This is a genomic window from Pseudomonas paraeruginosa (assembly GCF_003025345.2).
Classification (GTDB): Bacteria; Pseudomonadota; Gammaproteobacteria; order Pseudomonadales; family Pseudomonadaceae; genus Pseudomonas; species Pseudomonas paraeruginosa.
In genome coordinates, this window is sequence record NZ_CP020560.1 from 3,611,996 (window position 1) to 3,627,318 (window position 15,323).

Consider the following 15,323-nt stretch of genomic DNA (forward strand, 5'->3'; position numbering starts at 1 on the left):
GGAGCCCGCGGAAGGCCTAGTCGGCCTTCTTGCGGATCCAGTAGAGATAGGTGCCCGCCTCTTCCTGCTGCTCGACCAGCTCGTGGCCGAGGAATACGCAGAACTTGGGGATGTCGCGACGGGTCGAGGGATCGGTGGCGATCACCTTGAGCAGGCCGCCGGGGGCCAGGTCGCGGACCTTGTTGTGCAGCATCATCACCGGTTCGGGGCAGTTCAGGCCGGTGGCGTCGAGAATGGCGTCGACAGGGTGGGTCATCGGGAAACTCCGCAACAGAATCCGCGCATTGTCGCGCATGCGGCGCGGCCGGTCACCTGTCCCCGGCCGGAAGGCCGCCCCTCAGCGTTCGAGGCGACGCAGGTGGCAGGTCACTTCCTCGCGGTCGTGATACAGCTGCCTGCAGCCGATCGCCACCTTCAGGCCGCGCGCGTCGAAGCTCTCGCGCAGGCGCTGGAGGATCTTGCGCACCTCGGCGTAGCGCTGCTTCATCGGCAGCTTGAGATTGACCACCGCCTCGCGGCACAGGCCCTCGCCGATCCAGGTTTCGATCAGCGCGCCGGTGCGCGCCGGCTTCTCGACGATGTCGCAGACCATCCAGTCGACCCGCTGGCGCGGCCGGTACTGGTAGCCGTCGACCTTCTGGTGATCGACCAGCCCGGAGTACATCAGGTTTTCCGCCATCGGTCCGTTGTCCACGGCGGTCACCCGCATCTCCCGGTTCACCAGTTGCCAGGTCCAGCCGCCGGGCGCCGCGCCGAGGTCGACGGCGAGCATGTCCGGCGCCAGGCGCTTGTCCCATTCCTGGCGCGGGATGAACTGGTGCCAGGCTTCCTCCAGCTTCAGCGTCGAACGGCTCGGCGCCTCGCGGGGAAACTTCAGGCGCGGGATGCCCATCGGCCAGAGCGCGCTGTTGCGCGGCTCGGCGAGGCCGACGAAGACCTCCCGGCCGGAGCGGAAGGTCAGCAGCAGGCGCGGCAGCGCCGGATCCTCCTGCAGCCGGCCGGCCTTGACCAGCGCAGCGCGCAGCGGTTTCTCGAACTTGCGGCAGAAGGTCGAGACCTCCTTGCCGGCGTTGGTGTCCAGCACCTCCAGCCAGAGGCTGCCGCAGACCGGATAGCTCGCCAGCTCCTCCAGCAGCACCTCGATGCGCTGGCTTTCCGGCAATTCGATGAAGCCCGGGCCGCGCGCCCACTGGCGCGGGAAGATCAGCTCGGCGAAGCGCAGGCGGCGCATCAGGCGCTCGGCGCCATCGACGTCCTGACAGACGAACTCGACATGGGCGCTGGCTGGCTTGCTCCTGGCGTAGCCGGGAATCTCGAGAGTGGCTGCATGCTCGGCGATTTCGGCGCAGACTTCACCTTCGAAGCCTGGCCGGCAGTGCATCAACAGGGTATTCATGGGGTTGTCTCCTTGGCCGCGCACTATAGTGCCGGGCATGCCTCAAGGGAACTGCTGCGACCGTTCGTCGGTCCAGTGTATATGGCAGGAGCCCTCGAGCCGGTCTAGCTTGAAGGTTTCGAACAACGCTATCCCAAAGTCTGACTCTCGCCAGCGGCCGGTACCGATGGGATCGGGCCACCGCGCATTACCGAGGTAACGGCACCCTCGCGTCCGCGGACGCCGCGGGTCCCGGGCGAAGCCAGGCACTATCGGCTCGACGACGGGCCTGGCGTCAGGACGAGGCCAGGCCCGCCGCCCCCGGGCCCGCCGTGAGGAAATCAGAAATGCCTGCTTTGGACAGCCTGAAAACCCTTCGCAGTCTCGCTGTGGACGGCAAGACCTACCACTACTACAGCCTCCCGGAAGCCGCCCGGACCCTGGGCGATCTCGGCAAACTGCCGATGTCGCTGAAGGTCCTGCTGGAAAACCTCCTGCGCTGGGAGGACGGCAGCACCGTCACCGGCGACGACCTCAAGGCCCTCGCCGGCTGGCTCCAGGAGCGCCGTTCCGACCGCGAGATCCAGTACCGCCCGGCACGGGTCCTGATGCAGGACTTCACCGGGGTTCCCGCGGTGGTCGACCTGGCCGCCATGCGTGCAGCCATGGCCAAGGCCGGCGGCGACCCACAGAAGATCAACCCGCTGTCGCCGGTGGACCTGGTCATCGACCACTCGGTGATGGTCGACAAGTTCGCCAGCGAATCGGCCTTCGAACAGAACGTCGAGATCGAGATGCAGCGCAACGGCGAACGCTACGCTTTCCTGCGCTGGGGCCAGAACGCCTTCGACAACTTCAGCGTGGTGCCGCCGGGTACCGGCATCTGCCACCAGGTCAACCTGGAGTACCTGGGCCGCACCGTCTGGACCCGGGAAGAGGATGGCAGGACCTACGCCTTCCCCGACACTCTGGTCGGCACCGACTCCCACACCACCATGATCAACGGCCTCGGCGTGCTCGGCTGGGGTGTCGGCGGCATCGAGGCGGAGGCCGCCATGCTCGGCCAGCCGGTATCGATGCTGATCCCCGAGGTCATCGGCTTCAAGCTCACCGGCAAGCTGCGCGAGGGCATCACCGCCACCGACCTGGTGCTGACGGTCACGCAGATGCTGCGCAAGAAAGGCGTGGTGGGGAAATTCGTCGAGTTCTACGGCGACGGCCTGGCCGACCTGCCCCTGGCGGACCGCGCCACCATCGCCAACATGGCCCCGGAATACGGCGCCACCTGCGGTTTCTTCCCGGTGGACGAGATCACCCTCGGCTACCTGCGCCTGTCCGGCCGCCCGGAAAGCACGGTCAAGCTGGTCGAGGCCTACAGCAAGGAACAGGGCCTGTGGCGCGAGAAGGGCCACGAGCCGGTGTTCACCGACACCCTGCACCTGGACATGGGCGAAGTCGAGGCCAGCCTGGCCGGACCGAAGCGCCCGCAGGACCGCGTGGCCCTGCAGAACGTCGCCAGCGCCTTCAACGAGTTCCTCGGCCTGCAGCTGCATCCGTCCAGCACCGAGGAAGGCCGACTGCTCAGCGAGGGCGGCGGCGGCACCGCGGTCGGCGCCAACGCCGCCTTCGGCGAGATCGACTACCAGCATGAAGGCCAGACCCACCGGCTGAAGAACGGCGCGGTGGTGATCGCCGCCATCACTTCCTGCACCAACACCTCCAACCCCAGCGTGATGATGGCCGCCGGCCTGCTGGCGAAGAAGGCGGTGGAGAAAGGCCTGCAACGCAAGCCCTGGGTGAAGAGCTCGCTGGCGCCGGGTTCCAAGGTGGTCACCGACTACTTCAAGGCCGCCGGCCTGACCCGCTACCTCGACGAACTCGGCTTCGACCTGGTCGGCTACGGCTGCACCACCTGCATCGGCAACTCCGGCCCGCTGCTGGAGCCGATCGAGAAGGCCATCCAGCAGGCCGACCTGACCGTCGCCTCGGTACTCTCCGGCAACCGCAACTTCGAAGGCCGCGTGCACCCGCTGGTGAAGACCAACTGGCTGGCCTCGCCGCCGCTGGTGGTGGCCTATGCCCTGGCCGGCAGCGTGCGCATCAACCTCGGCGAGGAGCCGCTGGGCACCGGCAAGGACGGCCAGCCGGTGTACCTGAAGGACATCTGGCCGAGCCAGAAGGAAATCGCCGAGGCGATCCGGAAGGTCGACACCGAGATGTTCCACAAGGAATACGCGGAGGTCTTCGCCGGCGACGAGAAATGGCAGGCGATCCAGGTGCCGCAGTCGGACACCTACGAGTGGCAGGCCGACTCCACCTACATCCAGCATCCGCCGTTCTTCGAGCACATCGCAGACGCGCCGCCGGCCATCGCCGACATCGAGAAGGCCCGGGTGCTGGCGGTGCTGGGCGACTCGGTGACCACCGACCACATCTCCCCCGCCGGCAACATCAAGGCCGACAGTCCGGCCGGCCGCTACCTGCGCGAGCACGGGGTGGAACCGAAGGACTTCAATTCCTACGGCTCCCGTCGCGGCAACCATGAGGTGATGATGCGCGGCACCTTCGCCAACATCCGCATCAAGAACGAGATGCTCGGTGGCGAGGAAGGCGGCAACACCCTGTACGTGCCCAGCGGCGAGAAACTGGCGATCTACGACGCCGCCATGCGTTACCAGGAGGACGGCACCCCGCTGGTGATCATCGCCGGCAAGGAGTATGGCACCGGGTCGTCGCGCGACTGGGCGGCCAAGGGCACCAACTTGCTGGGGGTCAAGGCGGTGATCGCGGAGAGCTTCGAGCGTATCCACCGCTCCAACCTGGTGGGCATGGGCGTGCTGCCGCTGCAGTTCGAGGATGGCCAGGACCGCAGGAACCTGAAACTGACCGGCAAGGAAGTGCTGAACATCCGCGGCCTCGGCGGCGAACTCAAGCCGCACATGCCGCTCAGCGTGGAAGTGACCCGTGAGGACGGCAGCCAGGACAGCTTCAAGGTCCTCTGCCGCATCGATACCCTCAACGAGGTCGAGTACTTCAAGGCCGGCGGCATCCTCCACTACGTGCTGCGCAGCATGCTCTGAGGCAACGACGACCCGCGCGAACAGAAGGGTGGCTTCGGCCACCCTTTTTCCTGCCCGCGCCGGCAGCCGCGGCCCTTCGAAGGACGGATAGCGCCCCGGGCGCGATCCGCCGCCCCCGGTGGACCGGAACCGCCCAGCGGCGGTTCGTCCCGGGCCCTCCCCGACCCGTGCGCGCCGCCGGCAACGACACCAGGCCGTAGCGCATTGACCTCGATCAGCAAATCCGCCGCCTATCCGACCGATCGGTCGCGTCTCATGCCTTGGGTCAATAGCTATCTGTTTTTCCGCGTGAAAGCATTCACAAATCCCTCATGTGAAAGGCATTTTCGCCGATGCAGAGGTAAATGCTTCACTTGTTTGGAAGGCCCATGCGCAACAATCAGCCCATCACCCAGCACGAGCGCGTCTATCCGGCGGAACAGCGCCTGATCACCACGACCAATCTCAAAGGCATCATCACCTATTGCAACGAAGCCTTCATCGACATCAGCGGCTTCAGCCGCGAGGAGCTGATGTCCTCGCCGCACAACCTGATCCGTCACCCCGACGTGCCGCCGGCGGTGTTCGCCCACATGTGGAACACCCTGAAGGCCGGACGGCCATGGATGGGGATCGTCAAGAACCGCTGCAAGAACGGCGACCACTACTGGGTCAGCGCCTACGTCACGCCCATCTATGAGCGTGGCGCGATCGTCGGCTACGAATCGGTGCGGGTGAAACCGACTGCCGAGCAGATCCAGCGCGCCGAGGCGCTCTACCGCCGGCTCGGCGCGGGCAAGCCGGCGATCCCCCGGCGCGACCGCTGGCTGCCGGTACTGCTCGACTGGCTGCCGTTCATCCTGATCAGTCAGATCGGCTTCCTCATCGGTATCCGGCTGAACTCCTGGTGGGGCTTCATCCTCGCCGGCCTGCTCGCCGTTCCGCTCGGCCTGGCCGGACTGCGCTGGCAGAAGCGCGGGCTGAAGCGCCTGATGCGGCTGGCCGAGCAGACCACCTCCGACCCGCTGATCGCGCAGATGTACACCGACAGCCGCGGCGACCAGGCGCGCCTGGAGATGGCCATCCTCAGCCAGGACGCACGCCTGAAGACCTGCCTGACGCGCCTGCAGGACACCGCCGAATACCTGACCGAGCAGGCGCGCCAGGCCGATACCCTGGCTCACCACAGTTCCGCCGGCCTGGAACAGCAGCGCGCCGAGACCGAGCAGGTAGCCACCGCGGTCAACGAGATGGCCGCCACCACCCAGGAAGTGGCGAACAACGTCCAGCTCACCGCCGACGCCACGCAGAAGGCCAACGAACTGACCTCGCGCGGCCGCGACATCACCGCGGAGACGCGCAACGCCATCCAGCGCCTGTCGGAGTCGGTGGGCGAGACCGGCGCCGCGGTCAGCCGCCTGGCCCAGGACAGCAACGAGATCGGCGGCGTGGTCGACGTGATCAAGGGCATCGCCGACCAGACCAACCTGCTCGCCCTCAATGCCGCCATCGAAGCCGCGCGGGCCGGAGAGCAGGGGCGCGGCTTCGCCGTGGTGGCCGACGAGGTGCGCTCGCTGGCGCAGCGCACCGCTGCCTCCACCGAGCAGATCCACCAGTTGATCGCCAAGCTGCAGAACACCGCCAACGATGCGGTGCATACCATGGAAAACGGCCTGCAGCAGGCCGAGGCCGGGGTCCAGCGGGTACTGGAAGCCGACCATGCGCTGGTCGGGATCAGCGAAGCGGTCGGCAACATCACCGAGATGACCACCCAGATCGCCGCCGCCGCGGAAGAGCAGAGCGCGGTGGCCGAGGAGATCAACCGCAACATCAGCACCATCGCCGCGCTGGCCGAGCAGACCTCCGACGAGGCGCTGCGCACGGCGAAGCTGAGCGAGGAGCTGACCACCACCGCGCAGAGCCAGTACTCCCTGGTCGAGCGCTTCAACCGCTGAGATCAGGGCGCGGGGAGGCGCCTCCCCGCGCTCGCCGTCACTTGAAGTCCCACTGCATCTGCGCCGGGATGCTCACCGCGCTGGACGACTGCACGCAGACATCCAGATAGTCGGTAAAGCGGGGCGGCGGGGCGATCCCCTCCTCCAGCAGACGACTGTTGTCGAACAGATAGTTCAGGTCGGCGAAGCCGCTGTACAGGCGCAGCGCGCGCAGTACCAGGCGCGGATTGGCCGGACCGATGCGCGACTCGAAGCTCTTCGCCAGTTCCTTCAGGTCGTCCACGTCGACCTTGCGATAGCGCTCGCCTACCGGCGCCGCCCCGTTGGCGCGGGCGAAGGCCTCGTCGATCTCGCCGAAGGTGCAGGCCGCGTGATGGCCGGCGGAGATATGGTAGAGGCTGTGCCCCAGGCGCGGCTTCAGCGCCAGGCCGATCAGCGCTTCGGCGCAATAGTCCACCGGAATCACGTCGATCTGTTCCTCGAGCCCGCAAGTGAAGCTTTCCAGGGCGAAGCCCATGCGGAACACCCAGAAGATGCTGCCGGAAGCCTGGCAGCCGAGGGTGCGATGGCCCACCACGATTGACGGTCGCGCCACCACCAGCGGCAGGCCCGGCAACTCCTCGCGCATGCGCCGCTCGATCTCCGCCTTCGACGCGGTGTAGTCCACCAGTTGCTGCTCGGCCGCCGGGAACTCCCAGGACTCGCTGATCGGCGACTGCCGCTGCGGTCCGCAGCACATCGCGGTGCCGACATGGAGGAAACGTTTCAGCCGCTTGGAGCGGCTGAGAACCTCGGCGAAAGCGAAAGTACCGTCGACATTGACCGGCCAGATGGTCGGGTTCTTCGAGAACGAGGCCACCGCGGCACAATTGATCACCCGTTCGACCTGCATCAGGCGCAGGGTCTCGCGGGCCAGCCAGGAAGTGTCGAGGAAATCGCCGCAGATGATCTGGTCCGTGCCCAGGGCCATGTAGTCGACCTCGGCGACGCCATGCATCAGCAGGTTGCCGCGCAGGCGTTCGAGCCCCTGCTGGCGGGACTCGGCACGAACCAGGAAGGACAGGTTGGCACCGTGTCCGTCGGCGATCAGCCGGGCGGCGACCGAGCCGCCGAGGAAGCCGGTGGCGCCGGTCAGCAGGATGCGTTCGCGGGTATCGGTAGCGGTGATCTGCTCACCGTCGGCATGCATGTTCATATCTTCCCCCCTCAGAGAAGTCCGGATCGCCCACCCTCGATGCGAGGGTGGTTGCGCCGCAGCTTATGAGGGGATGCCTTAAGGAACCGTTAATGGCCCTGGAGCCCGCGAAGGAAGCCGGCCACCTCCCGCGCCGTTGCCGCCAGGTGCTGCTCGTGGGTAAGGCCGGAGGCCTTCAGCGGCTTGAGGTCGTGGTCCGCCGCGGCCAGCCAGTGCAGGCGGATCGCCGGCGCCAGCGCGTAGCCCGCCACCGCCTCGCGGTTGCCCAGGGCGTCGCGCTCGCCCTGGACGATCAGGGTCGGCGTGCGCAGCCCGGCGAGGTGCGCGACCCGCGGCTTCTCCGGCTTGCCGGCGGCGTAGAACGGGTAGCCGAGGCAGACCAGGGCATCCGCGCCCAACTCGTCGGCCAGCAGGCTGGCCATGCGCCCGCCCATCGACTTGCCGCCCAGGGCCAGCGGCCCCTCCACCGCCTCGCGGACCTGCGCATGGACCCGCCGCCAGCAGTCGAGCAACTGCGCCTGCGGGTTCGGCGGACGCTTGCGACCGTCCTCGCGGCGCTGGGCCATGTAGGGAAACTCGAAGCGCGCCACGGCGATGCCCTGCCCGGCGAGCAGTTCGGCGATGCGCTCCATGAACGGGCTGTCCATCGGCGCGCCGGCGCCATGGGCGAGAATCAGGGTGGCCGACAGCGCGTCGGCCGGACGGTTCCATTTCAGCGACAACTTGCCACACCTCCTATCCAGTCGGGGCCGGGAAGCCAATTGATCCCGATCAATATTTCATAACGGCCCATTATCCATGCTTCCTCTCGCTAATTACGCCAATTAGACCAGCCCCAATGGGGGGACGCCCGGCATCCCAACTGCCGGAAAAGCCATAGCGTATAACCGTGGATGGAAGCCCATAGCATGAGCACCACTAACCCAGAGTCCGCCTATAACTACAAGGTGGTCCGCCAATTCGCCATCATGACCGTGGTCTGGGGCATCGTCGGCATGACCGTCGGTGTCCTGATCGCCGCCCAGCTGGTGTGGCCCGACCTGAACTTCGGCTTGCCGTGGACGAGCTTCGGCCGCCTGCGCCCGCTGCACACCAACGCGGTGATCTTCGCCTTCGGCGGTTGCGCACTGTTCGCCACCAGCTACTACGCGGTGCAGCGCACCTGCCAGGTGCGGCTGTTCTCCGACACCCTCGCCTCCTTCACCTTCTGGGGCTGGCAACTGGTGATCCTGCTGGCCGCCATCAGCCTGCCGCTGGGCTACACCTCCTCCAAGGAGTACGCCGAGCTGGAATGGCCGATCGACATCCTCATCACCGTGGTCTGGGTCGCCTACGCGGTGGTGTTCTTCGGCACCCTGGTCAAGCGCAAGGTCAAGCACATCTATGTGGGCAACTGGTTCTTCGGCGGGTTCATCCTCACCGTCGCCATGCTCCATGTGGTGAACAACCTCGAGCTGCCGGTGACCTTCACCAAATCCTACTCGCTGTACGCCGGCGCCACCGATGCCATGGTCCAGTGGTGGTACGGCCACAACGCGGTGGGCTTCTTCCTCACCGCCGGCTTCCTCGGCATGATGTACTACTTCGTGCCCAAGCAAGCCGAGCGTCCGGTCTACTCCTACCGCCTGTCCATCGTCCACTTCTGGGCGCTGATCGCCGTGTACATCTGGGCCGGCCCGCACCACCTGCACTACACCGCGCTGCCGGACTGGGCGCAGTCGCTGGGCATGGTGATGTCGCTGATCCTCCTGGCGCCGAGCTGGGGCGGCATGATCAACGGCATGATGACCCTCTCCGGCGCCTGGCATAAGCTGCGCAGCGATCCGATCCTGCGCTTCCTGGTGGTCTCCCTGGCCTTCTACGGCATGTCCACCTTCGAAGGCCCGATGATGGCGATCAAGACCGTCAACGCCCTCTCCCACTACACCGACTGGACCATCGGCCACGTTCACGCCGGCGCCCTCGGCTGGGTCGCCATGGTTTCCATCGGCTCGCTCTACCACCTGATCCCGAAGGTCTTCGGCCGCGAGAAGATGTACAGCCTGGGCCTGATCAACGCGCACTTCTGGCTGGCCACCATCGGCACCGTGCTGTACATCGCCTCGATGTGGGTCAACGGCATCACCCAGGGCCTGATGTGGCGTGCGGTCAACGAGGACGGCACGCTGACCTATTCCTTCGTCGAAGCGCTGGCCGCCGGCCACCCCGGCTTCATCGTGCGCATGCTCGGCGGCTTCATCTTCCTGCTCGGCATGTTCCTGATGGCCTACAACACCTGGCGCACCGTAAGTGCCGCCAAGCCGGCCGAATACGAAGCCGCCGCACAGATCGCCTGAGGAGCCGAGCATGAAACACGAAATACTCGAGAAGAATGTCGGCCTGCTGGCGCTGTGCATGGCCGTGGCCGTGAGCATCGGCGGCCTGACCCAGATCGTGCCCCTGTTCTTCCAGGACGTGACCAACACCCCGGTCGAAGGCATGAAGCCCTATACCGCGCTGCAACTGGAAGGCCGCGACATCTACATCCGCGAAGGCTGCGTCGGCTGCCACTCGCAGATGATCCGTCCGTTCCGCGCCGAGACCGAGCGCTACGGCCACTACTCGGTGGCCGGCGAGAGCGTCTGGGACCACCCGTTCCTGTGGGGTTCCAAGCGGACCGGCCCGGACCTGGCCCGCGTCGGTAGCCGCTACTCCGACGACTGGCACCGCGCGCACCTGTTCAACCCGCGCAACGTGGTGCCCGAGTCGAAGATGCCGGCCTACCCGTGGCTGGTGGAGAACAAGCTCGACGGCAAGGACATCGAGAAGAAGCTCGAAGTGATGCGCACCCTCGGCGTGCCCTATACCGACGAAGACATCAAGGGCGCCAAGGACTCGCTGAAAGGCAAGACCGAGATGGACGCCGTGGTCGCCTACCTGCAGGTGCTCGGCACCTCGATCAAGAACAAACGGTGACGGCAATGGATATCGGGACGCTGCGAGGACTCGGCACGCTGCTGATCATGGTCGCCTTCATCGGTCTGGTGATCTGGGCCTACAGCGGCAAACGCAAGAAGAGCTTCGACGAAGCGACGATGCTGCCCTTCGCAGACGATCCCGAAGCCAAAAAGCACGTCGAGCAAGCTTCTAGGAGTAACAAAGAATGACCACCTTCTGGAGTCTGTACATCACAGCTCTTACCGTCGGTACCTTGATCGCCCTGCTCTGGCTGGTCTTCGCCACCCGCAAGGGCGAGGCCAAGGGAACCACCGAAAAAACCATGGGCCACTCCTACGATGGCATCGAGGAGTACGACAACCCGCTGCCGAAGTGGTGGTTCATGCTGTACATCGGCACCATCGTCTTCTCCGTCGGCTACCTGGTCCTGTACCCGGGCCTGGGCAACTGGAAAGGCGTGCTGCCGGGCTACGAGGGCGGCTGGACCCAGGACAAGCAGTGGGAACGCGAGATGAACATCGCCCAGGAGAAATACGGGCCGATCTTCGCCAAGTACGCCGCCATGCCCATCGAGGAAGTGGCCAAGGACGAGCACGCCATGAAGATGGGCAGCCGCATGTTCGCCACCTACTGCTCGATCTGCCACGGTTCCGACGCCAAGGGCGCCCTCGGCTTCCCCAACCTGGCCGACAACGAGTGGCGCTGGGGCGGTGACCCGCAGAGCATCGAGACCACCATCCTCGGCGGTCGCCACGCGATCATGGCGGCCTGGGGCGATATCCTCGGCGAGGACGGGGTGAAGAACGTCGCCGCCTACGTCCGCACCGAGCTCGCCGGACTGAAGCTGCCGGAAGGCACCAAGGCCGACGTCGAGGCCGGCAGGCAGATCTTCTCGGTCAACTGCGTCGCCTGCCACGGCCCGGAAGGCAAGGGTACCGCCCTGGTCGGCGCGCCGAACCTGACCAACCCCGGCGCGTTCATCTACGGCTCCAGCTACGCCCAGCTGCAACAGACCATCCGCCACGGCCGCCAGGGCCAGATGCCGGCCCAGGAACCCTACCTGGGCAAGGAAAAGGTGCACATCCTGGCCGCCTACATCTACAACCTGTCGCACAACCAGGGCGCCAACTGACCCCTCCCCCCACCCGCGCCCTTCCGGGCGCGGGTCCCTCCTCCGGTCTCAGACCTTAGTCCCAGGCGGCGCGACGAAGTGTCGCAGCAGCGGGCGCCTTTCCTACCCATCCATTTCAATCGCGTCTAAGCTGCTCTGCATTCGTCTCTCTCCGGCAGAGCGACGGGACACCTAACTTCACCGGTCGAACCCACTCGACCGGATAGCGCCAAAAAGCCATCCGGCCGCCTTGGAAAGCGCTTCGAAGCAGGCATCAAACTGGCGCCGCCCCTGGCCTGGCGCGTTGCAATGCCCACCCGCTTTCTCCATACTTGCCGCCGATTTTTTGTCCCTAAAAAAGTCCATTAACCGTGGAACCCCTAGCATGAGCACAGCAATCAGTCAGACTGCTTATAACTATAAGGTGGTCCGCCAGTTCGCCGTTATGACGGTGGTCTGGGGGGTCATTGGAATGGGTCTCGGTGTCCTGATCGCCGCCCAACTGGTATGGCCCGAATTGAACTTCGACCTGCCGTGGACGAGCTTCGGCCGCCTTCGCCCCCTGCACACCAACGCGGTGATCTTCGCCTTCGGTGGGTGTGCCCTCTTCGCCACGTCGTACTACGTGGTGCAACGTACCTCGCAAGCCCGACTGATTTCAGACACGCTGGCGTCCTTCACCTTCTGGGGTTGGCAGGCCGTGATCGTGGGCGCCGTGCTGACCCTGCCGCAGGGTTTCACCACCTCCAAGGAATACGCCGAACTGGAATGGCCGCTGGCCATCCTCCTGGCGATCGTCTGGATCACCTACGCGATCGTGTTCTTCGGCACCATCGTCAAGCGCAAGGTCAAGCACATCTATGTGGGCAACTGGTTCTACGGTGCCTTCATCCTGGTGACGGCGATGCTGCACATCGTCAACCACATGTCGCTGCCGGTCAGCTGGTTCAAGTCCTACTCGGCCTACTCCGGCGCCACCGATGCCATGGTCCAGTGGTGGTACGGCCACAACGCCGTGGGCTTCTTCCTGACCACCGGCTTCCTCGGCATGATGTACTACTTCGTGCCCAAGCAGGCCGAGCGTCCGGTCTATTCCTACCGGCTGTCCATCGTCCACTTCTGGGCGCTGATCTCCCTGTACATCTGGGCCGGCCCGCACCACCTGCACTACACCGCGCTGCCGGACTGGGCGCAGTCGCTGGGCATGGTGATGTCGCTGATCCTCCTGGCGCCGAGCTGGGGCGGCATGATCAACGGCATGATGACCCTCTCCGGCGCCTGGCATAAGCTGCGTACCGACCCGATCCTGCGCTTCCTGGTGGTGTCCCTGGCCTTCTACGGCATGTCCACCTTCGAAGGCCCGATGATGGCGATCAAGACCGTCAACGCCCTCTCCCACTACACCGACTGGACCATCGGCCACGTCCATGCCGGCGCCCTCGGCTGGGTGGCGATGATCTCCATCGGCTCGCTCTACCACCTGATCCCGAAAGTCTTCGGCCGTCCGCAGATGCACAGCATCGGCCTGATCAACGCGCACTTCTGGCTGGCCACCATCGGCACCGTGCTGTACATCGCCTCGATGTGGGTCAACGGCATCACCCAGGGCCTGATGTGGCGTGCGGTCAACGAGGACGGCACGCTGACCTACTCCTTCGTTGAAGCACTGGTCGCAAGCCACCCGGGCTTCATCGTGCGCATGATCGGCGGTGGCTTCTTCCTCACCGGCATGCTGCTGATGGCCTACAACACCTGGCGCACCGTGCGTGCGGCCAAGCCGGCCGAATACGAAGCCGCCGCGCAGATCGCCTGAGGAGCCCGACGTAAATGAAGAACCACGAAATACTCGAGAAGAACGTCGGCCTGCTGGCCATCTTCATGGTGATCGCCGTCAGCATCGGCGGCCTGACCCAGATCGTGCCGCTGTTCTTCCAGGACGTGACCAATACCCCGGTCGAAGGCATGAAGCCGCGCACCGCCCTGGAACTGGAAGGCCGCGACATCTACATCCGCGAAGGCTGCGTCGGCTGCCACTCGCAGATGGTCCGTCCGTTCCGTGCCGAAACCGAACGCTACGGCCACTACTCGGTCGCCGGTGAGAGCGTCTGGGACCACCCGTTCCTGTGGGGTTCCAAGCGTACCGGCCCGGACCTGGCCCGCGTCGGCGGCCGTTACTCCGACGACTGGCACCGCGCGCACCTGTACAACCCGCGCAACGTGGTGCCCGAGTCGAAGATGCCTGCCTACCCGTGGCTGGTAGAGAACAAGCTTGATGGCAAGGACACCGCCACCAAGATGGAAGTCCTGCGCAAGCTGGGCGTGCCTTACACCGACGAGGACATCGCCGGTGCACGTGAAGCCGTGAAGGGCAAGACCGAGATGGACGCCCTGGTGGCGTTCCTTCAAGGCCTGGGAACCTCTATCAAGAGCAAACGGTGAGTGTGATGGATATCGGGACTCTGCGTGGACTGGGCACCGTGGTGATCATGGTCGCCTTCATCGGCCTGGTGATCTGGGCCTACAGCGGCAAGCGCAAGAAGAGCTTCGACGAAGCGACGATGCTGCCCTTCGCAGACGACCCCGAAGCCAAAAAGCACGTCGAGCAAGCTTCTAGGAGTAACAAAGAATGACGACCTTCTGGAGTCTGTACATTACAGCTCTTACCCTCGGCACCCTGCTGGCGCTGACCTGGCTGATCTTCGCCACCCGCAAGGGCCAGCGCAGCAGCACCACCGACGAGACCGTGGGCCACTCCTACGACGGCATCGAGGAGTACGACAACCCGCTGCCGAAGTGGTGGTTCATGCTGTTCGTCGGCACCCTGGTATTCGCCGTCGGCTACCTGGCCCTGTACCCGGGCCTGGGCACCTGGAAAGGCCTGATGCCGGGCTACCAGTCCGCCGACGAGTTCGCCGACAAGGAAAAAGGCTGGACCGGCGTCCACCAGTGGGAAAAGGAAATGGCCAAGGCCGACGAGAAGTACGGCCCGATCTTCGCCAAGTTTGCCGCGATGCCCATCGAGGAAGTCGCCAAGGATCCGCAGGCGGTGAAAATGGGCGGTCGCCTGTTCGCCTCCAACTGCTCGATCTGCCATGGCTCCGATGCCAAGGGCGCCTACGGCTTCCCCAACCTGACCGACGCCGACTGGCGCTGGGGCGGCGAGCCGGAAACCATCAAGACCACCATCATGGCCGGCCGCCACGCCGCCATGCCGGCCTGGGGCGAGGTGATCGGCGAGGAAGGCGTGAAGAACGTCGCCGCCTACGTCCTCACCCAGATGGACGGCCGCAAGCTGCCGGAAGGCGCCAAGGCCGACATCGAGGCCGGCAAGCAGGTCTTCGCCACCACCTGCGTCGCCTGCCACGGGCCGGAAGGCAAGGGCACCGCGGCGATGGGCGCTCCCGACCTGACCCACCCGGGCGCGTTCATCTACGGCTCCAGCTTCGCGCAACTGCAGCAGACCATCCGCTACGGTCGCCAGGGCGTGATGCCGGCGCAGCAGGAGCATCTGGGCAACGACAAGGTGCATCTGCTGGCCGCCTACGTGTACAGCCTGTCGCATGGCGAGAAGAGCGCCGAGTAAGCGTTCCCCTCCCCCCGCGATCCGAAACGGCGCCGGCAACCCCGGCGCCGTTTTATTTTGTGCAAAAGAACAGTGCGGATGGGACAATACGCGACCAAAAGTCGCACA

The 15,323-nt window shown here is 65.5% G+C and carries 14 protein-coding genes; 10 read left to right on the top strand and 4 right to left on the bottom strand.

What is annotated here, in order from left to right:
• Positions 1-16 precede the first annotated feature (16 nt).
• A complete protein-coding gene (gene tusA, locus B7D75_RS17050) occupies positions 17-256 on the bottom strand; it encodes a sulfurtransferase TusA (protein ID WP_003157379.1) in 240 nt (79 codons plus the stop codon).
• An 81-nt stretch (positions 257-337) separates the two neighbouring features.
• Positions 338-1,396, bottom strand: a complete 1,059-nt coding sequence (gene rlmM / locus B7D75_RS17055) for a 23S rRNA (cytidine(2498)-2'-O)-methyltransferase RlmM (protein WP_034078754.1) — start codon at positions 1,394-1,396, stop codon at positions 338-340.
• Positions 1,397-1,722: 326 nt separating this feature from the next.
• Between rlmM and acnA the strand changes: the two genes are divergently transcribed.
• Both acnA and B7D75_RS17065 read left to right on the top strand, forming a co-directional pair.
• Positions 1,723-4,455, top strand: coding sequence for an aconitate hydratase AcnA (gene acnA / locus B7D75_RS17060; RefSeq protein WP_034078753.1), 2,733 nt, complete (start codon positions 1,723-1,725; stop codon positions 4,453-4,455).
• A gap of 368 nt (positions 4,456-4,823) precedes the next feature.
• Positions 4,824-6,389: a methyl-accepting chemotaxis protein gene (locus B7D75_RS17065; protein ID WP_034078752.1), complete on the top strand. Its 1,566-nt coding sequence runs from the start codon at positions 4,824-4,826 to the stop codon at positions 6,387-6,389.
• Between the two features lie 37 nt (positions 6,390-6,426).
• On the opposite strand, the gene cprA is transcribed toward B7D75_RS17065, so the two are convergent.
• Entirely contained in the window at positions 6,427-7,584 is a 1,158-nt protein-coding gene (cprA, locus tag B7D75_RS17070; protein WP_107114252.1) for a cationic peptide resistance protein CprA, read from the bottom strand.
• An 89-nt stretch (positions 7,585-7,673) separates the two neighbouring features.
• Positions 7,674-8,306, bottom strand: a complete 633-nt coding sequence (locus B7D75_RS17075) for an alpha/beta hydrolase family protein (protein WP_034078751.1) — start codon at positions 8,304-8,306, stop codon at positions 7,674-7,676.
• Positions 8,307-8,492: 186 nt separating this feature from the next.
• Between B7D75_RS17075 and ccoN (B7D75_RS17080) the strand changes: the two genes are divergently transcribed.
• From ccoN (B7D75_RS17080) to ccoP (B7D75_RS17115), 8 genes are all read left to right on the top strand, one after another.
• A complete protein-coding gene (ccoN, locus tag B7D75_RS17080; protein WP_003087322.1) occupies positions 8,493-9,920 on the top strand; it encodes a cytochrome-c oxidase, cbb3-type subunit I in 1,428 nt (475 codons plus the stop codon).
• 10 nt (positions 9,921-9,930) lie between these two features.
• Positions 9,931-10,539, top strand: a complete 609-nt coding sequence (gene ccoO / locus B7D75_RS17085; RefSeq protein WP_003087318.1) for a cytochrome-c oxidase, cbb3-type subunit II — start codon at positions 9,931-9,933, stop codon at positions 10,537-10,539.
• 5 nt (positions 10,540-10,544) lie between these two features.
• Positions 10,545-10,730 (top strand): CcoQ/FixQ family Cbb3-type cytochrome c oxidase assembly chaperone, encoded by a 186-nt coding sequence (locus tag B7D75_RS17090; protein WP_003087314.1) that lies wholly within the window; start codon positions 10,545-10,547, stop codon positions 10,728-10,730.
• Positions 10,727-11,653 carry a cytochrome-c oxidase, cbb3-type subunit III gene (ccoP, locus tag B7D75_RS17095; protein ID WP_012076349.1) on the top strand — a complete coding sequence of 309 codons (927 nt, stop codon included), beginning with the start codon at positions 10,727-10,729 and terminating at the stop codon, positions 11,651-11,653. The genes B7D75_RS17090 and ccoP (B7D75_RS17095) overlap by 4 nt, the downstream gene beginning before the upstream one ends.
• A gap of 364 nt (positions 11,654-12,017) precedes the next feature.
• A complete protein-coding gene (ccoN, locus tag B7D75_RS17100) occupies positions 12,018-13,445 on the top strand; it encodes a cytochrome-c oxidase, cbb3-type subunit I (RefSeq protein WP_012076350.1) in 1,428 nt (475 codons plus the stop codon).
• Positions 13,446-13,459: 14 nt separating this feature from the next.
• Positions 13,460-14,071: a cytochrome-c oxidase, cbb3-type subunit II gene (ccoO, locus tag B7D75_RS17105; protein ID WP_003087303.1), complete on the top strand. Its 612-nt coding sequence runs from the start codon at positions 13,460-13,462 to the stop codon at positions 14,069-14,071.
• Between the two features lie 5 nt (positions 14,072-14,076).
• Entirely contained in the window at positions 14,077-14,262 is a 186-nt protein-coding gene (locus B7D75_RS17110) for a CcoQ/FixQ family Cbb3-type cytochrome c oxidase assembly chaperone (RefSeq protein WP_003087298.1), read from the top strand.
• Entirely contained in the window at positions 14,259-15,215 is a 957-nt protein-coding gene (gene ccoP, locus B7D75_RS17115; RefSeq protein WP_034078749.1) for a cytochrome-c oxidase, cbb3-type subunit III, read from the top strand. The genes B7D75_RS17110 and ccoP (B7D75_RS17115) overlap by 4 nt, the downstream gene beginning before the upstream one ends.
• The last annotated feature ends 108 nt before the right edge of the window (positions 15,216-15,323 follow it).

Excerpts from the sequence above, each read along its gene's own strand:
- tusA (WP_003157379.1), bottom strand. The coding sequence starts at position 256 with ATGACCCACCCTGTCGACGCCATTCTCGACGCCACCGGCCTGAACTGC.
- rlmM (WP_034078754.1), bottom strand. The coding sequence starts at position 1,396 with ATGAATACCCTGTTGATGCACTGCCGGCCAGGCTTCGAAGGTGAAGTC.
- acnA (WP_034078753.1), top strand. The coding sequence starts at position 1,723 with ATGCCTGCTTTGGACAGCCTGAAAACCCTTCGCAGTCTCGCTGTGGAC.
- B7D75_RS17065 (WP_034078752.1), top strand. The coding sequence starts at position 4,824 with ATGCGCAACAATCAGCCCATCACCCAGCACGAGCGCGTCTATCCGGCG.
- cprA (WP_107114252.1), bottom strand. The coding sequence starts at position 7,584 with ATGAACATGCATGCCGACGGTGAGCAGATCACCGCTACCGATACCCGC.
- ccoN (WP_003087322.1), top strand. The coding sequence starts at position 8,493 with ATGAGCACCACTAACCCAGAGTCCGCCTATAACTACAAGGTGGTCCGC.
- ccoO (WP_003087318.1), top strand. The coding sequence starts at position 9,931 with ATGAAACACGAAATACTCGAGAAGAATGTCGGCCTGCTGGCGCTGTGC.
- B7D75_RS17090 (WP_003087314.1), top strand. The coding sequence starts at position 10,545 with ATGGATATCGGGACGCTGCGAGGACTCGGCACGCTGCTGATCATGGTC.
- ccoP (WP_012076349.1), top strand. The coding sequence starts at position 10,727 with ATGACCACCTTCTGGAGTCTGTACATCACAGCTCTTACCGTCGGTACC.
- ccoN (WP_012076350.1), top strand. The coding sequence starts at position 12,018 with ATGAGCACAGCAATCAGTCAGACTGCTTATAACTATAAGGTGGTCCGC.
- ccoO (WP_003087303.1), top strand. The coding sequence starts at position 13,460 with ATGAAGAACCACGAAATACTCGAGAAGAACGTCGGCCTGCTGGCCATC.
- B7D75_RS17110 (WP_003087298.1), top strand. The coding sequence starts at position 14,077 with ATGGATATCGGGACTCTGCGTGGACTGGGCACCGTGGTGATCATGGTC.
- ccoP (WP_034078749.1), top strand. The coding sequence starts at position 14,259 with ATGACGACCTTCTGGAGTCTGTACATTACAGCTCTTACCCTCGGCACC.